This is a genomic window from Tenacibaculum maritimum NCIMB 2154 (genome assembly GCF_900119795.1).
GTDB lineage: Bacteria > Bacteroidota > Bacteroidia > Flavobacteriales > Flavobacteriaceae > Polaribacter > Polaribacter maritimus.
Genome location: NZ_LT634361.1, coordinates 666,631 through 690,728, shown reverse-complemented (window position 1 = coordinate 690,728; position 24,098 = coordinate 666,631). Strand labels below are relative to the sequence as shown.

Here is a 24,098-nt window from a genome sequence, read left to right as displayed (position 1 = left end):
TAAAATTACCTCTTATTGATACTATATTACCTTAATTGAAAATTTATCTTTTTTAAATGAATATTATTTGCGTAGTTTTACAACCTAGTTAAACCATAGGCTATTAAAACAAGTTCAATCAAAACCACTTCACATATTATGAAAGTTTTTCCTTTTAAAATACCCAAATCCCGGAACATTGGGGTCATTTATCAAGAAGACAAAGAGCATTATTTTTATGATAAACTACACCAACATGAAGAAATTCAACTGTGTTATATTCATAAAGGAGAAGGTACTTTAATTGTTGGAGATACCATCAACGATTATAAATCTGGGGATATTCTAGTTATTGGTAGTAATTTACCTCACGTATTTAAGAGTGATACTAGTAATATTAAAGAATCTTTTATGATCTCTTTATTTTTTACGGATCAATCTTTTGGTAAAGATTTTTTCTTATTGGATGATTTTACCAAACTAGCTTCTTTCTTTAAAAAATCTTTATCTGGTTTTAAAGTATTAGACAATCGCATAAAACTTCAAAAGCTTTTTTTAGACTTACAAAATGCTTCTAATTTAGATAGATTCATTACCTTTTTTCAAATATTAAAAGTCGTTAACCAATCTAAAAGACAACAATTGGCTGACTTTATTTATCCTAAAAAATATACTGACAACGAAGGTAAACGAATGAGTGATGTAATGGATTTTACAATTCTCCATTTTGACAAAAGCATCAGTTTAGAAGAAGTTGCCAATAAAGCCAATATGGCACCAAATGCTTTTTGTAGGTATTTCAAACAACGAACGAATAAATCTTACTTTTCTTTTTTAAACGAACTTCGTATAGAAAATGCTTGTAAATTATTAAATTCCAATAAAGGCTTATCTATTAGTGAAATTGCTTATTTATGCGGATTCAAAAACTTGTCTAATTTCAACAGAAAGTTTAAAGAAGTTAAGAAAACAACCCCTTCTAAATACAAAAAAATAGTACTATAAAGTACACGCGATCTTATTTCAAAAATTTCCTACTTTTATGTTTGTTGTAATATTTCTTTTTGCTTTCTTGTTAAACCTTGTACTACTAAATCATAAGAATGATCTATTAGTTCAAACGCAAAATGATCTGCTACGTCATTATTAAAAGTAACAGTATTCCAGTGTTTTTTATTCATATGATAACCTGGGTTAATGCTTTGGTATTCCCCTCTTAATTCTTCCGCCCAGCTAGGGTTACACTTTAAATTTATTTTTGCTTCTCCATTTTCCCAACGCTCTAAGCTTGTTAGTGCAAAAATTTTCCCCATAACTTTAAAGACTAAAGTGACCTCATCAAAAGGAAAATGTTCTGTTGCTCCCTTTTTTGCCATACAGTATTCTCTGAGTTGCTCTATATGCATTTTATGTTTGTGTTTTTATACCAAATTAGCAAAAAATGCTGCTTTCTTTACAAGAAGTGCCAAAAAATAAACACCTACTATCAAAAACATTATGCTTCTAATAATTCATTTGCAGTACTAGAAAGCTCCAAGGCTGTATAGTCTAACTTCCAACCTATTGTTTCTACTAAACTTTCCATTAACGCAATAGCTTCTAAAGCTTCATTATTTGCTGTTTGCATTAAATTACTTTCTGGAATTTTTTTCAAAATATGTGCTCGTGCTTCTTTGTTTACTTGTGTTAAATCTTCTGAACTAAATTTATTTAACAGCCCATTTTGAATGTCATAAAATTGTATGTTAGGTTCTATTGATAGCACTTCTGGTTGCGGAAATTCTGACAAAATGATTTTCTTCTTTTTATTATCTGCACGCATTTTTATTTTCTTAAAATCAAATCCTATATGCGCTTTTGCATTAATTAATATAATGGCTTTTTTTTTACTTGATATCAAGCCTAAAAATTTTTCTTGTGTATTTTGATGGTGGTAAATTTCAGCAAACTCACCTTCTACCGTTATGAGTTTCGATACTTTTTTTATCTTCTCTAACAATACAATAGATTGTTTTTCTGTAAGACTTTTATTTTTTGATATTGAAAATCGTTGAAATATAAAAAACGATGCTATTGCCCCTGCTATTAAGCCTATAAAAAGTAATTCCATAGCTACGAAATTACATAAATATATTTAGAAGTTTACCCCTTATAAGTGCTTTACCAGTAAAAGCAAGATAAAAAACTACTGCCCTAGTTCTAATTGGTTCTTTACGAGATGATAATATTCTGATCTACTATTTACTAACTCTATATGAGTGCCTTGCTCTATCACTTGCCCTTTTTTTAAAACAATAATTTTATCTGCATTCTTTACGGTTGACAAGCGATGTGCAATAACGACTACTGTTTTTTCTTGAAAAAAAGTTTGCAAGTTATCATGAATTATTTTTTCATTTTCAGCATCTAAGGCACTTGTTGCTTCATCAAAAAAGATATATTGCGGATTTTTATACACTGCTCTTGCAATCAAAAGTCTTTGCTTTTGACCTCCTGAAATGCCGCTACCTGCCGCTCCTATTTTCGTTTTCAATTGTAGTGGTAGTCCATAAACAAAATCTTGAATATTTGCTACTTCTAATGCTTTTTCTAACTTTTGATAATCAATATCTCTATCATTCATAGCAATATTTCTTTCCATCGTATCTGAAAAAATATACCCATCTTGCATGACAACTCCGCAATTTTTCCGTATGCTTTTAGGTGATAAAGTTAGTATATTATCATAATTATAATAGATACTTCCCTGTATTGGATCATAGAAACGTAACAACAATTTCATCAACGTAGTTTTTCCACTACCACTAGCACCTACAATGGCTGTTATTTTCCCTTCAGGAATTAACAAATCAATATCTTTTAAAATATAAGGAGATTTTGGTCCCTCATATTGAAAAGATACCTCCTTTAATTGAATTCCTCTTTCAATCCCATTTTGTTCCATTTTTCCTTTAGGAACACTAATTTCTTTCAACTCTTCCAAATTTCCTTGTTCATTTTGAATCGAAGCTTCTTCCTCCACATGATTTTGGACTTCATTAAGCCGTTCTAGACTTAATTTGGCATCTTGAAGAGACCTAAAAAAATTAACCAATTGATTTACTGGAGAATTCATTTGCCCAATGATATAAGAAATACTTAATAACATTCCTAACGTCATATCTCCTTGTACCACATAACTTGCTGCAAGAAAAGTAACCAAGATATTTTTAAGCTGATTGATAAATTCAAAGCCTGAAAGTTGCAATTGGTTGATTTTTAAAATCCTAATATTTAACTTAAATAACTTTTTTTGGATATGCTCCCATTCATTCCTCTTAAAATCCTCAAAGTTATTGATTTTCATTTCTATAACTCCGTTCAACATTTCATAAATAGACTCCTGATTATCACTCCTTTGTTGAAAGCGGTAGTAATCTAAAACTTTACGTTTTCTCAACCAATAAAAAGACCATAATATTGCTACAAAAGTTAAGGTTAAATAAACTACTAATATTTTATAATCATAGTACAATAACACTCCAAAAAAAACAGAAAAGGTTATAATAGAAAAAAATGTAGTCAAGCTCTGTGAGGTCAAAAAATCTTCTATCCTATCATTATCTTGAATGCGTTGGTTAAAATCTCCCATTGTTTTAGTATCAAAAAACTTAATAGGAAGTCGTAACATTTTTTTTAAGAAGCTAGAAATAATATCAATACTTAAATGAGTACCTATATACAGCATTAACCAGTTCCTAAGAATTTCAATGGTAATGGCCCCTAAAAAAACACCTAACTGCGCTAATAAAATCAGAAAAATAATATTGATATCTTTTGCATTGACACCATCATCAATCAACGCCTGTGTTAAAAAAGGAAACACCAGTGTTAATACGCTTCCTAAAAAAAGCAGAAGAAACAAGGTAATCAACTTTTTTTTATAAGGCTTTAAATGTTGAAAAAGATATTGTACAGATAATTTTTCTGATTTTTGAGGCTTCATCTCAAAAAATTTTTCGGTTGGATTTAAAAACAACGCGATTCCCTTATTTTTTTCCGAAACCCAGTGTTTTTTAAAATCTTTTTCTTTTAATTTAACCTTTCCATGCGCTGGATCTGCTACATAAAATATTTTTTCTCTGGAGAAGATTCCTTTACCCACTTTATATATAACCACAAAATGATTTTGATTCCAATGAAGAATACAAGGAAACATTTCTTGATGAGCCACGAGATTATCAACAGTTAATTTTGTTGAAAAAGTTTCAAACCCTATTTTTTTACTTGCTTCACTAATCCCTAGTAAAGACACTCCTTCCCTTGATATAAAAGAATGCTCTCTTAAATATTGTAACGAAAAATTTTTATTATAGTTACTAGACACCATACTTAAACAAGCTGGCCCACAATCCATTAAATCTTTCTGAGGTATAAACTTCATCTTAGCTAGGTACTTTCTCTAAAAATTTTGACAAAAACATACTTCGGACAATATCCTCTTTTTTCTTTTCGTCATAGTGATTCACACAGTAATCAACATGAGAATACTCTATTGCTTGCTGGCTACATCCTCCTCCACATATCGGTAATATTTTACAAGATAGGCAAGAACTATTTTTAAGTTTTGCATTCATTCTTATAGACTGCTTTTCATTCCATTCTATATGACCAGATTCAGTAAGCACTCCTTCTCTATGATCTTTATGGAAATCTCTCGCATTGCATTTAAAAACATCTCCATTATAATTTATGGTTGCTTGGTTCAGTTTATCAGCATAACAGGAATGCCTAACCCTATCTGAAAAAACAGCATCAGGCAAGCGAAACCCAAACACCTCTGCTCTTTCTTTAAATTTCACGACTTCTTCTCCTAAGTTTTCATTTGCTTCTTCCCATACTTTATTCATTGACAACATTAATCTTGCTCTTTCTTCCTTTTCTAAATCTTCAAAATCTTCAAAAATATCGTGCAATTCTTTTAAGTTCTTTTCCGTATAATTAATTCTAAACGTTACATGAATACCACTTTTAACCAATTTCTTCATATTCGTTACTATTTCATCATAAGATCCTCTACTTTTATTTACAAAACGAACCTGATTATGCATTTCTCTATTTCCGTCTAGGGTTATTTGCAAGCTATTTACCTCATACCTTTTGAACAACCTAATCATTTCATCATTAATCAAATAAGCATTCGTTGTAAAATTTAGATTTAATTTTACTCCTGTTTCTTTGGTCTTTTGATATACATATTCCATGATAGGAAGAATTGTTTTATCAAAAAACAACAACGGTTCTCCTCCAAAAAACTGTATTGTAAACAACTTTAGTTTTTTATTAGCATCTATTGTATTCCCTATAAATCGTTTAATCTTTTCTAAATTTTTATCAGAAACCTTAGAACTTTTTATATGAGATTCATAGCAATAATAACATTTAAAGTTACAATTCATCGTAGGGTTGATAATCAGATAATATTCCTCTTCATTATGATCTATTGTTGTTATCAACTTTCTAACTTTTTCAATCTCATCTACCTCTTCATCTATAATAAACCCCAAATTATTAAGAGCTACATATAAATCAGGATGTATCTCGCCAAGCCCTTCTAATTCATTTTCACTTTTCGAGGCTTCTATTAAATCCTTTAATAAAGGCTCTAGATATAAAAATTTATTTGCGTAAGCATTATAAAAAACATATTTATCTTCATGGGGGATCATCGTATTAAATTGACTATATTTTTTCATTTGTATTTAACTTTTTAAGTTAAGGGGAGTTTACACTCCCCTTGATAATTAATTATAAAGCCGATACTTCTTTTCCTCCTGAAGAACAAGTACAGCTACAACTACAATTTCCTGAAACAGAAACTGAATTAGTTACAGATCCTTCAACTCCCAAGCCTGGACCAGTTGAAAAAGCTGCAAAACCACCTTTAATCTTTCCTAACTGATCTTCTTTTAATGCGGTTATTTGTTTTGCAAGATCCTTGAATGATTTATTTGATTTCATAATCCTTTATAGTTTAAAAAGTTATTCTTACTCATTGCTGGCTTTTCAGATTCCGCCATGTTACAATCTATTTTTAATCATATTTTTAGTAGTATTTCTTTTATTACTGATTTTCTTTTTAGAATTAAAATTGTACGCTACCCAAAATGTAATTCCTCTTGTATTTCTTTTCTGATAAAAGTTAAAGTCAGCATCTACAAACATTGCATTATTTCTAGTCCTTACCGTATTGAGCAGATCATCTAAATAAAGCCTACAGTTTAATTTATTAGCCAAGAAAGATTTACCCAGATATAAATTAACTGAAATGTTTTCCGAATTTTTATAATTGGAACTTATAAAAGGAGTTGTATAATGAGCGTCTATATGTAAAAAAGTAGTTGCATTTATTTGGAATCTATTTACCAAAGAAAAAGAAGAAGTCAATTTACTTAAGCTTAAAAAAGAGTTTTTAAAATGCCTATAAAAAAGTGCTCCTGAAAACCTCAATTGCCACCACTTTTTCCATTTGTCATTATAATTATAGATCACTCCATATTGCGTATTGATTCCAAAATTTTGATTTTGATGAATTGCAATATCATTCTCAATGCGCCAAACCCCGTTGACAACATCTTTCGTATCGTTTACATATAAAGAAAGAGACTGTTTAGGTAGGGTAAACACTAGCTCGTATCTATTAGTAAATTCAGGAGCTAGATTAGGATTTCCTATATCAAACCTGAAATCGTTAATTTTATTAATTCTATTATTCAGACTGTTAAAAGAAGGTCTGTTAATATTTCTAGAAAAACTAAAGGATAGAGATTTCTTTTTAGAAAATGTTCTCGAATAATAAAATGAAGGAAATATATTTACAAAGCTATTCGAAACAAAATCATTCATTAAAATATCCAAATTAGAGAATGAAGTCCTCTCTAACCGAAAACCTAAATTGAAAAAATTCTTATTCTCTTTATATTTTAATATTCCATAAAAAGAAACGACATCTTCATCATAATTAAAATTGGTATTTCTTTCCATATTATCTTGAAAACTATTTCCTACTAAAACTTTTGAAGTCAATTTATTCTGCCTCTTTGTTTTAGAAATTTTACTTCCAACTTTAGAGGTAATCTTTTTATTATAAACAGTTTCAAAATCCAGTTGAGCACTTACTACTCTTGTTTGCGAATTGGAATTATTTTTTTCAAAATTGGATGTAAAATTACTTGGATAAATAGAATTATTTAAAATTTCCGAATCGTAATTATGCTTTAGAAAATCGCCATAAAATGCGAAAGAACTCTTAATTGGCTTTATAGCGTAATGATAATTCAAACTAAGGCTATTCAAAAACTTATCTCCTATATCTTTAGTTTCATTCCTCCCTTTTGTTTCTTTAAAAGAAACTAGATTATCTCCTAAAAAATTACTTTTATTGCTATTTCCATAAAATTCAACTCCTAAATTTTGATTCTCTGAAACCTCCATATAAAAGCCTAATCTATAGGTATGCTTCCTAGAAAAACTATCAAAACCTCCTTTAGTTACTTGTTTTTCTTTGCTACTTTTATACATTAAAGAGGAATTAAACTCGCCTATCCCATCAGACTCTTTAAAGTTATAAGCTCCATAAAAATTCCATTTCTCCGCACCATAATTTAATGACAAAGCGTTATAAAAATCATATGGGGACTGCTCATAATATGTATAATATGATCTTAAGCCCCCATTGATCCCACTCTTTCTTTTCGTTATTATATTTACAACTCCAACATCAATACTAGCGTCTAAATCAGCAGAACTATTCAACTGAACCTCTATTTTTTTGATATCCTCTGAATTAATTGTTTCTAAAAAATCAACTAACGCATCTCCTTTCAACCGAATTCGTCTCCCATTAACCTGAATTGCCGCGGGTTGTTGTTTTATCAAAATGCCCCCATCGGAACCTACCCAAACATTAGGAGTATATCTTAAAACTTCCGCTACTGTGTTTCCTTTACTTAAAAAGGTATTTTCTATGTTAAAAACTAACTTATCTTCTATCTTTTCTATAAAAGGTTTCTTTGATTGGACGACTACCTCATTCAAAGTATCAGCACCTTCATGAAGTATTATTACTCCTAAATCATAATTATCTGCTAAGAAAATATCCGTGCTCCAAGTCTTATACCCTAAGAAGCGGATAGATAATTTATAATACCCTTTTTTTATCGAACACTCAAATATTCCTTGCTTATTAGTAACTAGCCCCTTTACAATTTTATTTTCTTTAGTTTCCAATATCACTTCTGCAAGCGCTATTCCTACATCTAAAGAATCCCTCACCACTCCTCTTATTTGTAATTGAGCATATGACGAATAAGAAAACAAGAATATTAAAAAGATAGCTTTAGGCAAGTACATGAACTTTCAATTTTTGAGTTATGAAGTTAGCCTCTTCCTACTAATTTTCAGCTACACAAAAAGGTAGTTTTTTAAAAACATCTTCATTTCCAATAACTTAAACTCCAAAAACCAATTTTTTATTTTCCTCATAGAAGCCAATCAAATCATGATACGAAAAACTAACTGGAATGGTTTCTGAACCTAAATAATTGATAGATTTCCCAACGATTTTAAATCGTATTCCTAATAAAGACATGACCCGTAATAATTTACTATCAGGTAGTTTTTTAAAAACATCTTCATTTCCAATAACTTAAACTCCAAAAACCAATTTTTTATTTTCCTCATAGAAGCCAATCAAATCATGATACGAAAAACTAACTGGAATGGTTTCTGAACCTAGATAATTGATAGATTTCCCAACGATTTTAAATCGTATTCCTAATAAAGACATGACTCGTAATAATTTACTATCACACTCTGCAAAAGCAATATTCCCTACATGACTGCATACAGGTGCAATAGCGCAAACCATTAATTTTTTAAATAAATTTGCTTTCTGTATTCCTTTCTTTATTGCAAATCTCCCAATATGCCATATCTCATTTAAAGACCTATCTTCTACTACTAATAATGGATTGATTCCGAATAAATTCTGTATAGGAAGTTTATCTACATAATTCCATCTCAACACCCGAATAGCCCCTATAATATCTCCTAAATTATCTTTACATACAAAGATTTCAGAATTTTGTATGTACTTAATTTCTTCTTGATATACAGAGATAATATCTTTTTTTATCTTCTTAAAATTGCTTTTCTTTTGATGGTGCTTAAAGTTTTCTTCAACGATAAATTTTGATAATTTATACATTTCATTTGCGCTCAGTTTCTCTAAATAATTTTGTGTCAACATCATAACATATAGGTTTACTTTCAAAACTATCCAGTTAAAGCATTCAACACACTACACAATTTAGTAGTAATGGAACCGATGCTTTAACAGACATTTTTACTTTCCTACGAACGTTTTTAAACATAAAATGGTATAAATAGGTTAAAAAGAACTTTTTAAATAGTTTCACAAACTCTTTTTAAATATAATTGACTATATTTAAAGGCTTTAAACAATTTTATACAAGCTATGAGAGGTGTTAATGATTTTTTTTCTTCTAGAAACACAGTGGCTAATGTTTCTAAAAATGAGCGAAAACAAACTGCAAATTATCTAAAAACCATTAGTGCTTTTGCTAGAACTACTTACAAAAGTATTTATGTTATCGATTACCAAAAAAAGGGCTTTGAATTTGTTTCTGAAAACCCTCTTTTTCTTTGTGGACATACTCCTGAAGAAGTTAAAGAGATGGGCTATCTTTTTTATTTTAATTATGTCATTCCGGAAGACATAGAGTTGCTTCTTAGGATAAATACTGTTGGGTTTGACTTCTATGAGCAAATCCCTATAAAAGAACGAATCGACTACTCTATTTCTTATGATTTTTATTTAAAAAACCAAGAGGGAAAAGTTTTCTTAATCAATCAAAAACTAACTCCTCTTTTTCTCACCAATGAAGGTAAAATATGGAAAGCTATATGCATCATTTCTCTTTCTAATGAGCAAAATTCAGGAAATATTAGAATTTCTAAAAAAGGAGAGAATAAAACCTTTAAATATGATTTACAAGGTGACTTTTGGAAAACCGAAGAAAGAATAGGCCTTTCTAAGAGAGAAAAAGAAATACTGCGATACTCTGTCAGAGGCTTTACCATCAATGAAATGGCCGTACCTATGTGTGTATCTCCTGATACCGTTAAATTTCATAGAAGAAAACTATTTGATAAATTAGATGTTACTAATATTTCTGAAGCTATCGTATATGCAACAAATAATAAGCTCATCTAACTTTCATTAATAGATGAAAAGTAAAATTCAGGAAATATTTTAAGTTCTTGCTTTGTTACTATTTTAAAAAGAAGATGTGTACACATACTTGCTACCATCCATAAACCTATAGATAATTGAGGAGGAGATAGCTTTTCTCTTTCACTAAGATACTCTCGAAGCACCTCATCAATCCATAATTGTGGTTCTCCCCAAAATTTCATATAATTTGAGATATATTCAATCATTCTTAATTCGTTAAATTCCTTTCCTTTTTTAGTTATTGATTTTAAAGAAAGTCCATTCGGAGAAATGATTGTTACCAACCCTCCCCAACCTAAATTATAGGGATGCATAACAGTTATGTGATTTCGTTGGCATACTTCATCAAATACCAATGGGATATCAGAGCTAAAATCCAATGCATTAATAGCTACTTTACACTCAGCAACATACTTTTCTACATTGTCAGTGGTCAAAAAACAATTATGTACTTTAATTTTCGCTTTCTCATTAATAGATAATAATCTCTTTTTTATAGCATCTACTTTTGCTGTTGCAATATCTTTTTCAACATAGTTTTGCCTATTCAAATTTGACATTTCTACTTGATCTCCATCAATAATAGTTATATTTTCAAAACCAAAACGCAAAGCGCATTCTGCTATAGCGCTCCCAATACCTGCTCCCGCTAATAAAATTGGGTAATCCTTTATAAGTTCTTGCTCTGCTGGTGTTACGTATATCCTATTTCTACTATATCTAGTATTCATCAAATTTAAAATTTTAGCCGAGCCCAAAATTAACTTGAAATAAATAATTTATAACTACACTTAAGAGTAGCTTACCTATTATTTTTTTACAAACTCAATGCATACAATGCATTTCTTCTCTTCCAGAAATTACACTATAATCTTATATAAAATTGGCTTACTTGGACTGGCATCATTTTCAAAAGGAGCAATCATTAAATTTAAAAAATAAGTTCCATCACTTACTTCGTTTGGCACATAAATAAATTCTGTAATTGTAGCATCAAATCGAATAGCTCCTTGCGTATTCCAAAAAGCATTGTGAGATAGTAGCTGCCCTCCATCTTTTTCTTTATCTACTGAAGGTAAATCTATTAATAAATGTTGTACTCCTATTTCTTGTAGGTAAGCAGCTGCTTCTGCTAATAAGTAAGGTGGATTTGTATTTGAATATCTTCTTGATTTTTTATCTGGTAAATTGGGTAAGGTTCTAATAACAATGGCATCTCTTTTTTTTCTTCCTAATGCAAATGATAATTGCTTTTTAGAAATCACCTCATCTCCGTGTAACATTTCTGGCGCTACAGTAATTACTTCTGCTAAAAAGAAAAAATTTTGCAATTTCTCATTTATAGAGTGTACTTTTTTTGTGATATGTCCTACACATTCAGTGTGCGTAATATGCGAATGCGGATTAAATTGAATCGTATTAAAATTAATATCTGCTCCTTCCGCTACACTTCCTATCCATTCTCCTGTTGATACGGGATAAATTTTAGGATCTTCAATATACCATGCGTTTATAGATTGTTTTGAGGTATTTATCGGGATTGAAATATCAATAGGTGCTAATAAATCTATCTTATAGTTCTTTGACTTATATGCTATACTAGCAATCATAACTTCATTAAATTTTATTCTTATACCAATAACCGAAATAAAAAGTACTTTTTCTTTTAAGTTAATTTTAAATGATATGTATTAACCATTAACTTTGCAGCAAGTTACTATTTTTAATCAATTTATACCTGTTTTGGTTAAAAAAGAAAGAAGCTTTTAATACCACTATCCATTCAAGATAAATAACGCGCTTGCCAAGCCATCTGCCAAAAATTTTCCTTTTGCTGTTGTTTTTAAAACGCTTTCATTATCTGATGGTATTCCCTTATCAATTACCAACAAACCTTGGTGTATAAACTTTTTTGCTAATGCTAATAGTTCTTTTTTCTTTTTTTCTCCAAACTCTTCTTCTATATATTGTAATGAAACTCCCCAAACAGTTCTCAATCCTGTCATTAAATATTCATTAAATCGATCTTCATCAGTCAATTGCTCTAACTGGCTAGGCAAATTTCCTTGCTGAATTGCCTTTATGTACTTTGCATTGTTAGCTATATTCCAACTCCTATGCGTTTTATTAAATGAATGAGCGGAAGGACCTATTCCTAAATATTTCTTTCCTTTCCAATAGCTTGTATTATGCCTCGATATATAATGAGGTTTTGAAAAATTTGATATTTCATAATGTACAAATCCTCTTTTGGCAGTTTCTTTTACTAAAATATCAAAATGTGCTTTGGCTACATCTTCCTCTACATTTTTATATTTTCCTGTTTTGATAAAGGTTTCTAATGCTGTTTTAGGCTCAACAGTTAGTGCGTAGCTAGAAATATGATTAATTCCAAAATCAAAGGCTTTGTATAAATTTTCTTTCCAACGCTCATTACTCATATCAGGAATCCCATAAATCAAATCAATTGTAATATTATCAAAATAAAGAGTAGCTTCTTCTAAGCATTTTTTCGCATCTTCTGAGCTATGAGCTCGATTCATAGCTTTCAAATCTTGCTCAAAAAAAGATTGAACTCCTATACTTAGTCGATTAATCCCTATTTCCCTATAAGCTTTAAAAATCGTTTTTTGTTCCACTTGAGCTACTACTAAATCATCTGGATTCGCCTCTAAAGTAAGCTCCACATTTTTTGATACTTTGTAGTTTTTATAAATTGTACCAATTAGCAAACTTAACTCTTCTATAGATAGTACACTTGGCGTACCTCCTCCAAAGTAAATAGTTTCTATTACTTCATGAAACAATTCATCTTTTCTAATCTCCAATTCCTTTACCAAACATGAAATTAACTCTTCCTTCTTTTTAAACGAGGTAGAAAAGTGAAAATCACAATAATAACATGCTTTTTTACAAAATGGGATATGTAAATAAATTCCTGCCAAAATAGTCTTTAATTAATTTTTTTAGGATTTTGCTTTACAAATGCTGCCCAGCCTGTATAGTTTTTACCTCCAATAGTTTTTCCTGAATTGTAATAGTGGCACACCGCTGCTGCCAAACCATCTGTTGCGTCTAAGTTTTTAGGAAGCTCTTTTAATTTTAAAAGTGACTTCAACATTAAGGCTACTTGTTCTTTACTTGCTGTACCTTTTCCTGTTATTGCCATTTTAATTTTACGAGGAGCATATTCCGTTACCGGTATTTCTCTTGATAAGCCTGCTGCCATTGCCACTCCTTGCGCCCTGCCTAATTTCAACATAGATTGTACATTTTTACCAAAAAAAGGAGCTTCCAAGGCAATCTCATCGGGGTGATAAGTATCTATTAATTGAATGGTTCTTTCAAAAATTAATTTTAACTTTAAGTAATGGTCGTCATATTTTTTTAAAATTAGTTCGTTCATTTGAACAAACTCCATTTTCTTTCCTATTATTTTTATGACTCCAAATCCCATAATACTAGTTCCGGGGTCAATACCTAATATGATCTTTTCTGTCTTCAATCTTTCTAATCTTCCTACGAGTAACCTTGTTATTTTTCCTACGATCTTGTTTATTTCACCTCTAAAGAAGTAAATGTAAATTGATTTCCATCAAACAATCCTTTATCTGATAATTTTAAAGAAGGAATTACCAATAAAGCCATAAATGACAAAGTCATATAAGGAGCACGTAATGTACTTCCCATTTCTTTTGCCATAGCATCTAATGCGGCATACGATTTTCCTATTTCTATGGCCGACTTATCACTCATAATTCCTGCTACTGGCAATGACACTACCTCTTCTTTAGTTTCCGTAACAGCACAAACTCCTCCTTTATTTTTTATCAATAAATTTACTGCTTTGCAAATAAGTTCATCAGAAACTCCTACTGCAATAATATTATGAGAATCATGCCCTACGGAACTTGCTATAGCACCTTCTTTTAGTCCAAAATTCTTGATAAAGGCAATTGATGGAGCCGCATTTTTATAACGATTAACAACCGTCATTTTTAATATATCATTTGTAATATCAGAAACAAGATTTCCTGCTGCTATTAAAGAGGCTGCTACTATTTCATTCGTTACTAACTCTCCATCTAAAGCTTCAATGACTCTAATTTTTTCAGCAGCCGAGTAAAATTCAAAATCTTCTACTTTCTTTGGATCCGTATTAAAATTATTCAGCACTTCAAAAGCTACACTTTTCACAAATGACACTCCATTTTCTGCTACCAACTCCCCATCAATATATGTTTGTAAAACTTTGAAACTAGTTATATCGTCAACTACAATAAAATCGGCCGCATCTCCTTCTCTTAGTAATCCCACTTCTAATTTATAATGCTCTACAGGATTTATACATGCAGCTTGCAATACTTTAAACACATCAACTCCTTTATTCACTGCCCTTTCACACAATTGATTGATGTGCCCTAAGAGTAAGTCATCAGGGTGTTTATCATCAGAGCAAAACATGATTTCTTTGTAGTGTGCTGGTAATAAATCAATCAGTGCTTCAAAATTTTTCGCTGCACTTCCTTCTCTGATAATTACTTTCATTCCTTTTTCCAGCTTCTCTAGCGCCTCCTCATACGTAAAGCACTCATGGTCTGTAGAAATTCCTGCAGCAATATATTTTGTAACATCATCTCCTCTTAAACCAGGGGCATGGCCATCAATAGGCTTATTATTCTCTTTTGCATACTGAATTTTTTTCAACACTTCATCATCATCAAATAATACTCCTGGATAATTCATCATTTCTGCCAAATACTTAATATCTGGGTTTTTCATCATTTCTTTAATATCTTCTGAATCAATAACTGCACCTGCACTTTCAAAAGAAGTAGCTGGCACACAAGACGGAGCGCCAAAATTAAATTTTAAAGGAACCTTTTTTCCATTCTCAATCATAAAATCAATTCCTTTTACCCCTAATACATTTGCTATTTCATGCGGGTCAGAAATTGTTGCTACTGTTCCGTGTGTTACTGCTATTTTTGCAAATTCTGAAGGAACTAACATAGAACTTTCAATATGAATATGAGCATCTATAAAGCCTGGAAGAATATAGGTTTCTATAGTGTGATCTGCTTCTTGAATTTTAGCTATTTTTCCATCTTTTACAACTACTTCTCCTTTAAAAATTCGCTTATTTTGTATATCAACTATATTCCCTTGTATTATCATCTTATATTATTTTTGGCTAAAATAGGTATTATTTAGCATAAAAAAAGCATCCAAATTTGGATGCTTTTTTTATTTTTTATTTTTCAATTATTGGTGGTCCACCTGCTAATATCTCTTCATTAGCATATTCTTCAAAACTCTTAAAGTTTTTTCTGAACGAATCTGCCAATTTGTGCGCTGTCTTATAATACTCTTCATCATTATTCCAAGCCTTTCTTTGACTTAACATTTCTGAAGGCACTCCTGGGCATTTTCTTGGTTGTGCCAATCCAAATACAGAATGCGTATGGTAATTCTCATAATTCACCTCTCCTAATTCTCCATGCAACGCTGCATTAATCATTGCCCTCGTATATTTCAATTTCATTCTATGGCCAACTCCATAAGGACCAGCTGTCCATCCTGTATTTATCAACCACACATTCACACCTGTTTCCTTCATTTTTTCGCTTAGCATTTCTGCATAACGCGTAGGATGTAATGGCATAAAAGGAGCACCAAAACAAGCTGAAAAACTCGGTAATGGTTCCGTTACTCCTGCTTCTGTTCCTGCTACTTTTGCTGTATAACCTGAAATAAAATGGTAAGCTGCTTGCCCTGGCGTTAACTTAGATATTGGAGGCAATACCCCAAAAGCATCCGCTGTTAAGAAAAATATATTTTTTGGATTCTTTCCGATAGAAGGTTTTTGAATATTTTCTATATGATAAATAGGATAGCTTACACGAGTATTTTGCGTAATAGAAGTATCCGCAAAATCTACATTTCCTTCTTTGTCCAAAATTACATTTTCTAAAATAGCCCCTTTCTTTATTGCATTGTATATTTCTGGCTCTTTTTCTTTTGATAAGTCTATTACTTTAGCGTAGCATCCTCCTTCAAAATTAAACACCTTATTTTCAGCAGTCCAACCATGTTCATCATCTCCTATTAAACTTCTATTGGGATCTGTTGATAAGGTTGTTTTTCCTGTTCCTGACAATCCGAAAAATATAGCTGTATCTCCTTCTTTTCCTACATTTGCAGAACAGTGCATTGGCAATGTATTTTTAAAGACTGGCAAAATAAAATTCAATGCAGAAAAGATTCCTTTCTTAATTTCTCCAGTATATCCAGTTCCTCCAATTAGTGCTATTTTTCTACCGAAATTTAAAATTGCAAAATTATGCTGGCGCGTGCCATCTACTGCTGGATCTGCCATAAAACCTGGAGCATTAATCACGGTCCATTCCGGAGAAAATCCTTTTAATTCTTCTGAAGTTGGACGTAAAAACATGTTATAAGCAAACATATTACTCCAAGGATACTCGTTTACTACTCTAATTTTCAGCTTATAATCTTCATCTGCACAAGCATAACTATCACGAGCAAAAACTTCTTTTCCTGAAAGATATTTAGTTACTTTCTCGTATAAGTTATCAAACTTTTCTGCATCAAAAGGAATATTAACATCTCCCCACCAAATTTCATCTTTGGTTATATCGTCTTTTACGATAAAACGATCCATAGGAGATCTCCCTGTAAATTCACCAGTATTAACAGCTAACGCTCCTGAAGCGGCTTCAACACCTTGTCCTTTCTCTATAGTAATCTGTTGCAACTGATCTGGCGTTAACTGGTAACGTACTGTTGCATTTGTAATTCCTAAATTATCTAACGAAATCGTTTTCGTTTCAAGATTTGTCATCTTTCTAGATTTTAGTTGTGTTATTGTTATTTGAACAAAAGTACATATTATTTTTACACAAAATACTACTAAAATGCTTTTTATCTCTTTTTTATTTCGGTATGTTTTTTGATAAAGAAATAAGAAAGCATTCCCCAACCTCCAATGAGAAATAAACCTCCTATAGGGGTTATAAACCAAATATATTTTGCAGGAACCCCTAACAATTGAATCATGTATATTGAGCCTGAAAAACATAATATCCCTATTATAAATAACCTACTTATTTTATTTTTTTCTTTTACAGAGATCTCTGTAAACATATTTATACATAATAAAGCTATTGCATGATACATTTGATATCTTACCCCTACTTCAAAACTATTTAAAGCTTCTACAGATAATTTATTTTTTAATGCATGTGCTCCAAATGCTCCTAAAATGACAGCTAAAGCTCCCAAAATCGAAGAAATTGTTAAATTTTTATACATTTTTTGTAATTTTGTTTAGTTTTAAACTTTTTTTAAACGATTATTGTATACAAAAATACATCATATTATCATGAGAAACATATTAATTATTGGAGCTGGACAATCGAGCTCATCACTTATAAAGTATTTATTAGATAAATCTACTTCTGAAAAATTACACATTACTATTGGTGATGTTTCTATTGATAACGCCCAACGAAAAATTAATAACCATCCGAATGCAACAGCCATACCATTAGACGTTTTTAACAAAGAGCAACGTAGTGAAGCAATTCAAAAAGCAACTGTTGTTATTTCTATGCTCCCTGCTCGCTTTCATATAGAGGTTGCGAAAGATTGCGTTACCTATGGTAAGCATATGGTTACTGCTTCTTATGTTTCTACAGAAATGCAACAACTTGATACTGCTGTTAAGGAAAAAGGACTTGTTTTTATGAATGAAATTGGATTGGATCCTGGAATTGATCATATGAGCGCAATGCAAGTGATTGATAAAATTCACGAAAGTGATGGTAAAATGCTGCTATTTGAATCATTCTGTGGTGGATTAGTAGCTCCTGAGAGCGATACTAATTTATGGAATTACAAGTTTACTTGGAACCCGAGAAACGTTGTATTGGCAGGGCAAGGAGGTGCAGCTATGTTTATTCAAGAAGGAACGTATAAATATATTCCTTACCACAAGTTATTTCGTAGAACAGAATTTTTAACTATTGATGGAGGTGGTAAATTTGAAGCATATGCCAATAGAGACTCCTTAAAATATAGAAGTATTTATGGCTTAGATAATATTCCTACAATGTATAGAGGAACTATTCGAAAAGTGGGGTTTTCTAGAGCTTGGAATGTTTTTATACAGCTAGGAATGACGGATGATACTTATACTATTGAAAATTCAGAAGAGATGAGCTATCGAGATTTTACCAATTTGTTTTTAGCTTATTCTCCGAGTGATTCAGTAGAACTAAAATTTCGCTCTTACTTAAAAATAGAACAGGATGATATTATGTGGGATAAGTTTTTAGAACTGGATATTTTTAATCCGAATAAAAAAGTTGGTTTAAAAAATGCTACTCCTGCTCAAATTTTACAAAAAATATTATCCGAAAAATGGACCTTACAAGAAGCAGATAAAGACATGATTGTAATGCAACATAAATTTGGATATCAGCACAAAGGCGAAAAACACCAAATAGAGAGCAGCATGCTTATTAAAGGAGATGACCAAACATATACTGCAATGGCAAAAACAGTTGGATTGCCCGTTGCAATGGCTGCATTAAAAATTTTAAACAAAGAGATTGTTACCCCTGGCGTGCAACTTCCTATTTCAAAAGAAGTATATGAACCTATTTTAAAGGAGCTTGAAGAATTTGGAATTACTTTTATTGAAAAGGAGGTTCCTTATTTAGGTTACAATCCTGAAAGCATTACCGGCTAGTTCTTAGAATAACTTTTATATACCAATACTATAAAATTAGAAAGCAAAGACTATTTAATATAGTCTTTGCTTTCTAATTTTGTTTATATAAATTTTCCTCTAACTCAACAACCTTACTCTCTAATTCATGTAATCTATCATAAATATCTACAGGTTCTGGCATTTGCTTAGAAGCAAACATTGTAACATACCAAACCTCCATAACTTCTTCTATATTGATGGTATAAGTAGGGTAATTTCCATCTTTATTATCACTTTTTAAAATAAGCTTCCCACGTTCTTCTATCCTGTTAATTACACGTTTTAAAACAATTCCGTCATTTTTACTTACAATTATATATATACGACCATCTTTGATATATCCTAGATTTTCAACGTACTTTCCAAAAACTAGATCTCCATCAAAAAAGGTTCTTACCATTGAGTTTCCTTGTACCTCAAAGCAACGAAATGTTCCATTTGTTAAATGCGGCATATGAAAACTAGGTAATTGCTCTATATAATCTGCATCTCCATAACCATTTAAATATCCGGCGCGCGCTTGTATAGGAACATATACTACGTTTTCATTTCCTGATGTATTAACAGCTACTACTTGAGGAACTCCAGAATATGTTTGAACCTCTACCAATTCTGACTTCAACATAACATCGCTTTTATCAAATAAATAATCTGGATTTATATTAAATTCATTAATAATAGACATCAACACGTCATACCCTGGCTTGGTTTTTTTTCGAGTTCCATCAGATTGGGGCCTTCCATTAACAATACTATCTACCGTTGTTCCAGTAACTCCTATGCGTTTTGAAAAGGAAAAGTTATTTAACTCAAATCTATCTCTTATTGCTTTTATTTTTTCTGCGATTTCCATATGACTTGTGCGAATTGAAAAGATTAAAACTTTTTACAAAAAAAACATCCTTTCGATTTGCCTACTCTTGTAAAATGTTATATATTTGCTTTGTAATTGCAAGGCTAATATACAATTTTTTAATAAAAATCAAACATTTGTAAAACTCAAAGCAATTTTACTTAGGAAATTTTAACTCTATAATGATTTTTTAAAATTTCAATGTGGCATATTCAAACATTTTTTTGAATGTGATTCTTACAATGTAATTAAGCATAAGAGCGAACTGTTAGAAAAGCGAAAAACAACAGTTGTTCTTTTTACAAGAACTTAATTTCATAAAAAACAACATTAAATTTTATCAAATGAGTACACCAATCAAGTCCACCTTATTTAGGTTTGTAACCTTACGTAACCCTCAGTTAATTGAAGACAAAGAAACTGGGTTTATTTCATTTCCTGAAGAAGAAAAAAGTAACAGTATTTATTTTTCTGCCATTGCTAATACCAATAGCAATATGGAACGAAAAGCTGCTATAAACAATGCCGTTACGACAAATTCTTTTATTCCTTTTGCAAAAAGAACTGACATAAAAAAAGTACATACAGAATTGTATGATTTTTCAAGCTGGCTAATGCGTAATAAATCCTATTTATCTTATGAAAGTATCTCTTCAAATTTACATAACGCAAAAGAGCTATCAATAAGTGAAGAACGTATCTTATGGGATAACTTGTTTTATCAAACAACGCAAAAAACTTCTTTTGCTATAAGAGAAAAACTCATTCATCTATTAATTACTAATAAATTTTTAAAAGCGTTCACTAATTTTACCAAAGGTTTTTCCTCCAAAACAGCTAGTGAAATTACATTTACTGAAGCCGATAAAAAAGACTTTATTCGCAGGGCAAATGCAAGCGTTATCATTCCTAAAGAAATTATTATTTCTGATCGAAAAAAAATAACTTTAGACACCTTACAACTTCCTGAAAAGTCAAAAAACTATATGGAAGCGCAACTTAAAACTTCATTAGCCAAAGACCGTTTGCAAAGTTATAAAAGCTCTTTAAAAGAAATTGAACAAGCTGAAGTTTCTTATAAAAAGCAAGAGCAAGTAAGATACGAAACAAAAAGGAAAGCTTACAAAGCGAATATCAAACAAATATATGAAGATGCAACTCCTACGATTGTTACGAAAACGGATCCTACAACGGGATTGGAAGTTAAATCTGAATCATATTCTCATGTAAAACTTCCTGAATTTGAATTTGAAAAACAACCTGAAATTCCTAGATTTTCTAATAGTGAGCTAGAGGCTAGGGCTACAGAAACCGCCAATATTCCATTATTTTCAACAAACACGCAAGAACTTTTAAAATCAGAGGAATTCAATACTTTTACTCACTTTAAAGAAGCAACCTCACTGCTTCAAGATAGAATAAAGGAAACACGTGAAGTGATTTTTAACAACATTCCTAATGCTATTGAAAAAATCAATATTGGAACTACTAGAATTACTAAGAATATACTAGACGGAAGCCCTAAATACTCATATGTGGGCGGATTAACTCGTTCTATTGGCTCCTCTCATCATAGCATTTCTATGGGATTAATAATAGGAAAGCCTAATGTTCATATCACAAATGCTTCTTATCAACTAAAAACTAGTTCTGGAACTGTACATACAGCTAGCAATATAAAAAAGATAACGGCAACTGATACATTGATAAATATCCTATTTTTTACAGAATTAAATGGTTTGCAGCTACTGAGCTCTGGAGCAGCTACTTTTTCTGGGGAATTGACATTGAGCACTGGAACAAAATTATATTTTAATACTTCTTTGTTTATTACTAAAAAAAGGGGCTTTCTTGAAAGGGTCAAATACAAAGGGGCGTATTCAGGAATCGCTACTACCAATACCACTGATGAGGATACGGACTCTGATGTTACTGATACCCCTACTAAAGAAGAAAAACTATTTGGTGTTACTCAATTAGGAATTGCTGATTTCAGACGCGTTGAGCAAGAAGTATGTTGCTATGTACCTGGAGAAGTTTCTCATATTGAAAATGTAATGGCACGTGAATACAAAGAACGTGCTACAAGAAACTTATCCATATCTGAGCAAATAACAGAAAAAACTTCTGAAAGAGAAATTGAGAACTTAACCGATACTACTTCTACAGAACGTAATGAACTACAAAGTGAAGCTTCTTCTGTTATAAACAAAGACAATTCTCAAAACTTTGGTGCCAATGCTGGGGTTACTGGAAAATTTGCTACAGGGAGTTTTTTTGCTAATACTAATTTTAACGCTTCTTCTTCTAATGCCAGTGCTATCTCAAATACGCAAGCTAAAAACTATGCACAAGAAGTTACCGAACGTGCTCTGGAGCGAATAGTACAAAAGATAAGCTCCAAACGAACTTCTAGAATGTTAAAAGAGTATGAAGAAAATAACACTCATGGTTTTGACAACAGAAAAGGGAATGAACATGTAACAGGTGTCTATCGTTGGATAGATAAGGTGTACAACAACAAAATCATTAACTACGGAAAGCGCTTAATGTATGAATTTAGCTTACCTGAACCAGCTAAGTTTTATATTGATAGTTCTACCGAAAATCAACAAAAAGAAAACAATGCTAAAAAGATCATTGCTCCTACTGAACCTAAACACCCTTCAAAACTCTCTTTTCCTAGATTCAATAAATTTGGTGAAGAAATAGGTAAAGGAATAATTGCTTCATCAGATATTAATGAAGGGAATTACCAATATTTGATTGGGATTTATAACATCGATGGAAAATCTGCTCCAGAGAAATATAGTTTTGTAGGAACTACCTTATCCAAATCTCAGAAAGAGGGAGATGGAACACAGTGGGTTAATAAAGTTTCTAAGGAAGAAATTGAAGTGCCTAGAGGATATAAAGCTATCGCCGCAAAAACCACTGGAAAATATTTCTATACGGATAGAGCTACAGATGTAAAGGTTCATGTTGCTGGTAGAGAATTTGAGGTCAATACAGAATTTAACGAAATATACCCTCATTATTTGACAAAAGTACCTGTTTCTGCTTATATGAATAAAACATGGATTGCTAACATCAATGTTGTTTTAAAATGTGAACGAACCGAAGCTAATTATGAAAAATGGCAAAATGAAACCTACAAAGCTATTTTGGACGCTTATAATAAACAGGTTGAAGAATACAATGATTTTATAAGAGCGCAAGACATTGAAAAAGTTGAAACTAAAAAGAGGAGAGAATTTAGCAGCCAACTGAATAGAAACATTGAAAAAAGAGAACTTAAACGTATGGCTATTGACCTAATTACAAGGCCTTATGGTATTAGAACTACCGGAAATCATTATGCCAATGATTCTAATACTGAGCTAAACGACAATACGGAAGCTCTAGAAAAACACGCTGCTGTCATCAAGTTTTTTGAACAGGCTTTTGATTGGGAAATTATGGCATATACATTTTACCCTTATTTTTATGCTGATAAAGAAAATTGGCAGGCTTCTTTTAAATATAACGAAGGGAATGATCCTATTTTCCAAGCTTTTTTACAAAGTGGAATGGCTAAATCTGTTGTTCCTGTAAAACCGGGATTTGAATATGCTGTAATTTGGTTTATGAAAACGGGGGAGATTTGGAATGGACAAAGTATGGTTCCTGATATGGATGATGATTTGTATGTATCTATTGCGGAAGAAATGAAAACTGTAGAAGGGCAAGTTGAAGATAGCTGGGAAACTCGCGTGCCTACTACCTTAACGGTTTTACAAGCTAAATCTGTTGCTTTAAACGAAGAGGGATTGCCTTGTAACCCTGATTGTAAAAGTAAAGGATTATTTGCGCCAAGTACTCATAAAATAGGCGGCTCTTTGGAAGGTGTTGATTATGATATTATTGGACAAACAAATACCATTGCTTAGTTTTTATATACAAAGTGTTCTCCTAACTCATCAATTAGCATAAACGCTTAAAAAATATTTTTTCGCATAAAAGTTGTGACTTCAACAAAAAAGAAGTGTCTTATTATACGTAAAGAGGTAGATTTCGGGGGACATCTATTTGTTAGCATGAAAATTCTCTATTGTAGAGAAAGTAAAAGAGACTGTCTGAAAAGGCAGTCTTTTTTATATAGCCTTCTCTCTGAACTGAACTCTTTTAAAATT

General features: G+C 31.3%; 20 protein-coding genes. 4 read left to right on the top strand and 16 right to left on the bottom strand.

The genetic code is table 11. From position 1 onward, the window contains the following. Positions 1-138 precede the first annotated feature (138 nt). On the top strand, positions 139-984 hold the full coding sequence (locus MARIT_RS03240; protein ID WP_024741966.1) for an AraC family transcriptional regulator: 846 nt from the start codon (positions 139-141) through the stop codon (positions 982-984). A gap of 35 nt (positions 985-1,019) precedes the next feature. Here the strand turns inward: MARIT_RS03240 and MARIT_RS03235 are convergent, their stop codons facing one another. The 8 genes from MARIT_RS03235 to MARIT_RS03205 all read right to left on the bottom strand — a co-directional run bounded on the left by MARIT_RS03235 (position 1,020) and on the right by MARIT_RS03205 (position 9,271). Beyond that, positions 1,020-1,385 carry an MmcQ/YjbR family DNA-binding protein gene (locus MARIT_RS03235; RefSeq protein ID WP_024741965.1) on the bottom strand — a complete coding sequence of 122 codons (366 nt, stop codon included), beginning with the start codon at positions 1,383-1,385 and terminating at the stop codon, positions 1,020-1,022. A gap of 89 nt (positions 1,386-1,474) precedes the next feature. Beyond that, positions 1,475-2,089 carry a DUF4230 domain-containing protein gene (locus MARIT_RS03230; protein ID WP_100210741.1) on the bottom strand — a complete coding sequence of 205 codons (615 nt, stop codon included), beginning with the start codon at positions 2,087-2,089 and terminating at the stop codon, positions 1,475-1,477. A gap of 75 nt (positions 2,090-2,164) precedes the next feature. Beyond that, positions 2,165-4,402: a peptidase domain-containing ABC transporter gene (locus MARIT_RS03225; protein ID WP_100210740.1), complete on the bottom strand. Its 2,238-nt coding sequence runs from the start codon at positions 4,400-4,402 to the stop codon at positions 2,165-2,167. A 1-nt stretch (position 4,403) separates the two neighbouring features. Next, positions 4,404-5,714 carry a radical SAM/SPASM domain-containing protein gene (locus tag MARIT_RS03220; protein ID WP_084339897.1) on the bottom strand — a complete coding sequence of 437 codons (1,311 nt, stop codon included), beginning with the start codon at positions 5,712-5,714 and terminating at the stop codon, positions 4,404-4,406. 52 nt (positions 5,715-5,766) lie between these two features. Then, complete coding sequence (locus MARIT_RS03215; RefSeq protein ID WP_024741961.1) at positions 5,767-5,979, bottom strand: hypothetical protein; 213 nt, start codon at positions 5,977-5,979, stop codon at positions 5,767-5,769. Positions 5,980-6,039: 60 nt separating this feature from the next. Continuing rightward, positions 6,040-8,370 (bottom strand): outer membrane beta-barrel protein, encoded by a 2,331-nt coding sequence (locus MARIT_RS03210; protein WP_100210739.1) that lies wholly within the window; start codon positions 8,368-8,370, stop codon positions 6,040-6,042. Positions 8,371-8,467: 97 nt separating this feature from the next. Further along, complete coding sequence (locus MARIT_RS15395) at positions 8,468-8,608, bottom strand: hypothetical protein (protein WP_157926174.1); 141 nt, start codon at positions 8,606-8,608, stop codon at positions 8,468-8,470. A 57-nt stretch (positions 8,609-8,665) separates the two neighbouring features. Beyond that, on the bottom strand, positions 8,666-9,271 hold the full coding sequence (locus tag MARIT_RS03205) for a hypothetical protein (RefSeq protein ID WP_136437586.1): 606 nt from the start codon (positions 9,269-9,271) through the stop codon (positions 8,666-8,668). Positions 9,272-9,496: 225 nt separating this feature from the next. On the opposite strand from MARIT_RS03205, the gene MARIT_RS03200 reads away from it, so the two are divergent. Beyond that, positions 9,497-10,255, top strand: a complete 759-nt coding sequence (locus tag MARIT_RS03200) for a response regulator transcription factor (RefSeq protein ID WP_024741958.1) — start codon at positions 9,497-9,499, stop codon at positions 10,253-10,255. Here MARIT_RS03200 and MARIT_RS03195 read toward each other — a convergent pair. The 7 genes from MARIT_RS03195 to MARIT_RS03165 form a co-directional block, all read right to left on the bottom strand. Further along, entirely contained in the window at positions 10,252-11,007 is a 756-nt protein-coding gene (locus tag MARIT_RS03195) for a ThiF family adenylyltransferase (RefSeq protein WP_024741957.1), read from the bottom strand. The two genes, MARIT_RS03200 and MARIT_RS03195, sit on opposite strands and share 4 nt — an antisense overlap. 129 nt (positions 11,008-11,136) lie before the next feature. Then, a complete protein-coding gene (locus MARIT_RS03190) occupies positions 11,137-11,886 on the bottom strand; it encodes a cyclase family protein (RefSeq protein ID WP_100210738.1) in 750 nt (249 codons plus the stop codon). 165 nt (positions 11,887-12,051) lie between these two features. Then, positions 12,052-13,221: a radical SAM family heme chaperone HemW gene (gene hemW / locus MARIT_RS03185; protein ID WP_100210737.1), complete on the bottom strand. Its 1,170-nt coding sequence runs from the start codon at positions 13,219-13,221 to the stop codon at positions 12,052-12,054. A gap of 8 nt (positions 13,222-13,229) precedes the next feature. Next, positions 13,230-13,781 (bottom strand): crossover junction endodeoxyribonuclease RuvC, encoded by a 552-nt coding sequence (gene ruvC / locus MARIT_RS03180; RefSeq protein WP_024741954.1) that lies wholly within the window; start codon positions 13,779-13,781, stop codon positions 13,230-13,232. 50 nt (positions 13,782-13,831) lie between these two features. After that, entirely contained in the window at positions 13,832-15,454 is a 1,623-nt protein-coding gene (gene ade, locus MARIT_RS03175; protein ID WP_100210736.1) for an adenine deaminase, read from the bottom strand. A gap of 76 nt (positions 15,455-15,530) precedes the next feature. Continuing rightward, positions 15,531-17,141 carry a phosphoenolpyruvate carboxykinase (ATP) gene (gene pckA / locus MARIT_RS03170; RefSeq protein WP_100210735.1) on the bottom strand — a complete coding sequence of 537 codons (1,611 nt, stop codon included), beginning with the start codon at positions 17,139-17,141 and terminating at the stop codon, positions 15,531-15,533. 80 nt (positions 17,142-17,221) lie between these two features. After that, positions 17,222-17,611, bottom strand: coding sequence for a DUF423 domain-containing protein (locus tag MARIT_RS03165; protein WP_100210734.1), 390 nt, complete (start codon positions 17,609-17,611; stop codon positions 17,222-17,224). 70 nt (positions 17,612-17,681) lie between these two features. Between MARIT_RS03165 and MARIT_RS03160 the strand changes: the two genes are divergently transcribed. Then, the gene (locus MARIT_RS03160) at positions 17,682-19,052 is read left to right on the top strand and encodes a saccharopine dehydrogenase family protein (RefSeq protein ID WP_100210733.1); all 1,371 of its coding nucleotides are present in this window, start codon (positions 17,682-17,684) and stop codon (positions 19,050-19,052) included. 73 nt (positions 19,053-19,125) lie between these two features. On the opposite strand, the gene MARIT_RS03155 is transcribed toward MARIT_RS03160, so the two are convergent. Beyond that, positions 19,126-19,926, bottom strand: a complete 801-nt coding sequence (locus MARIT_RS03155; RefSeq protein WP_100210732.1) for a S24 family peptidase — start codon at positions 19,924-19,926, stop codon at positions 19,126-19,128. Positions 19,927-20,270: 344 nt separating this feature from the next. Between MARIT_RS03155 and MARIT_RS03150 the strand changes: the two genes are divergently transcribed. Continuing rightward, entirely contained in the window at positions 20,271-23,855 is a 3,585-nt protein-coding gene (locus MARIT_RS03150; protein ID WP_100210731.1) for a hypothetical protein, read from the top strand. The last annotated feature ends 243 nt before the right edge of the window (positions 23,856-24,098 follow it).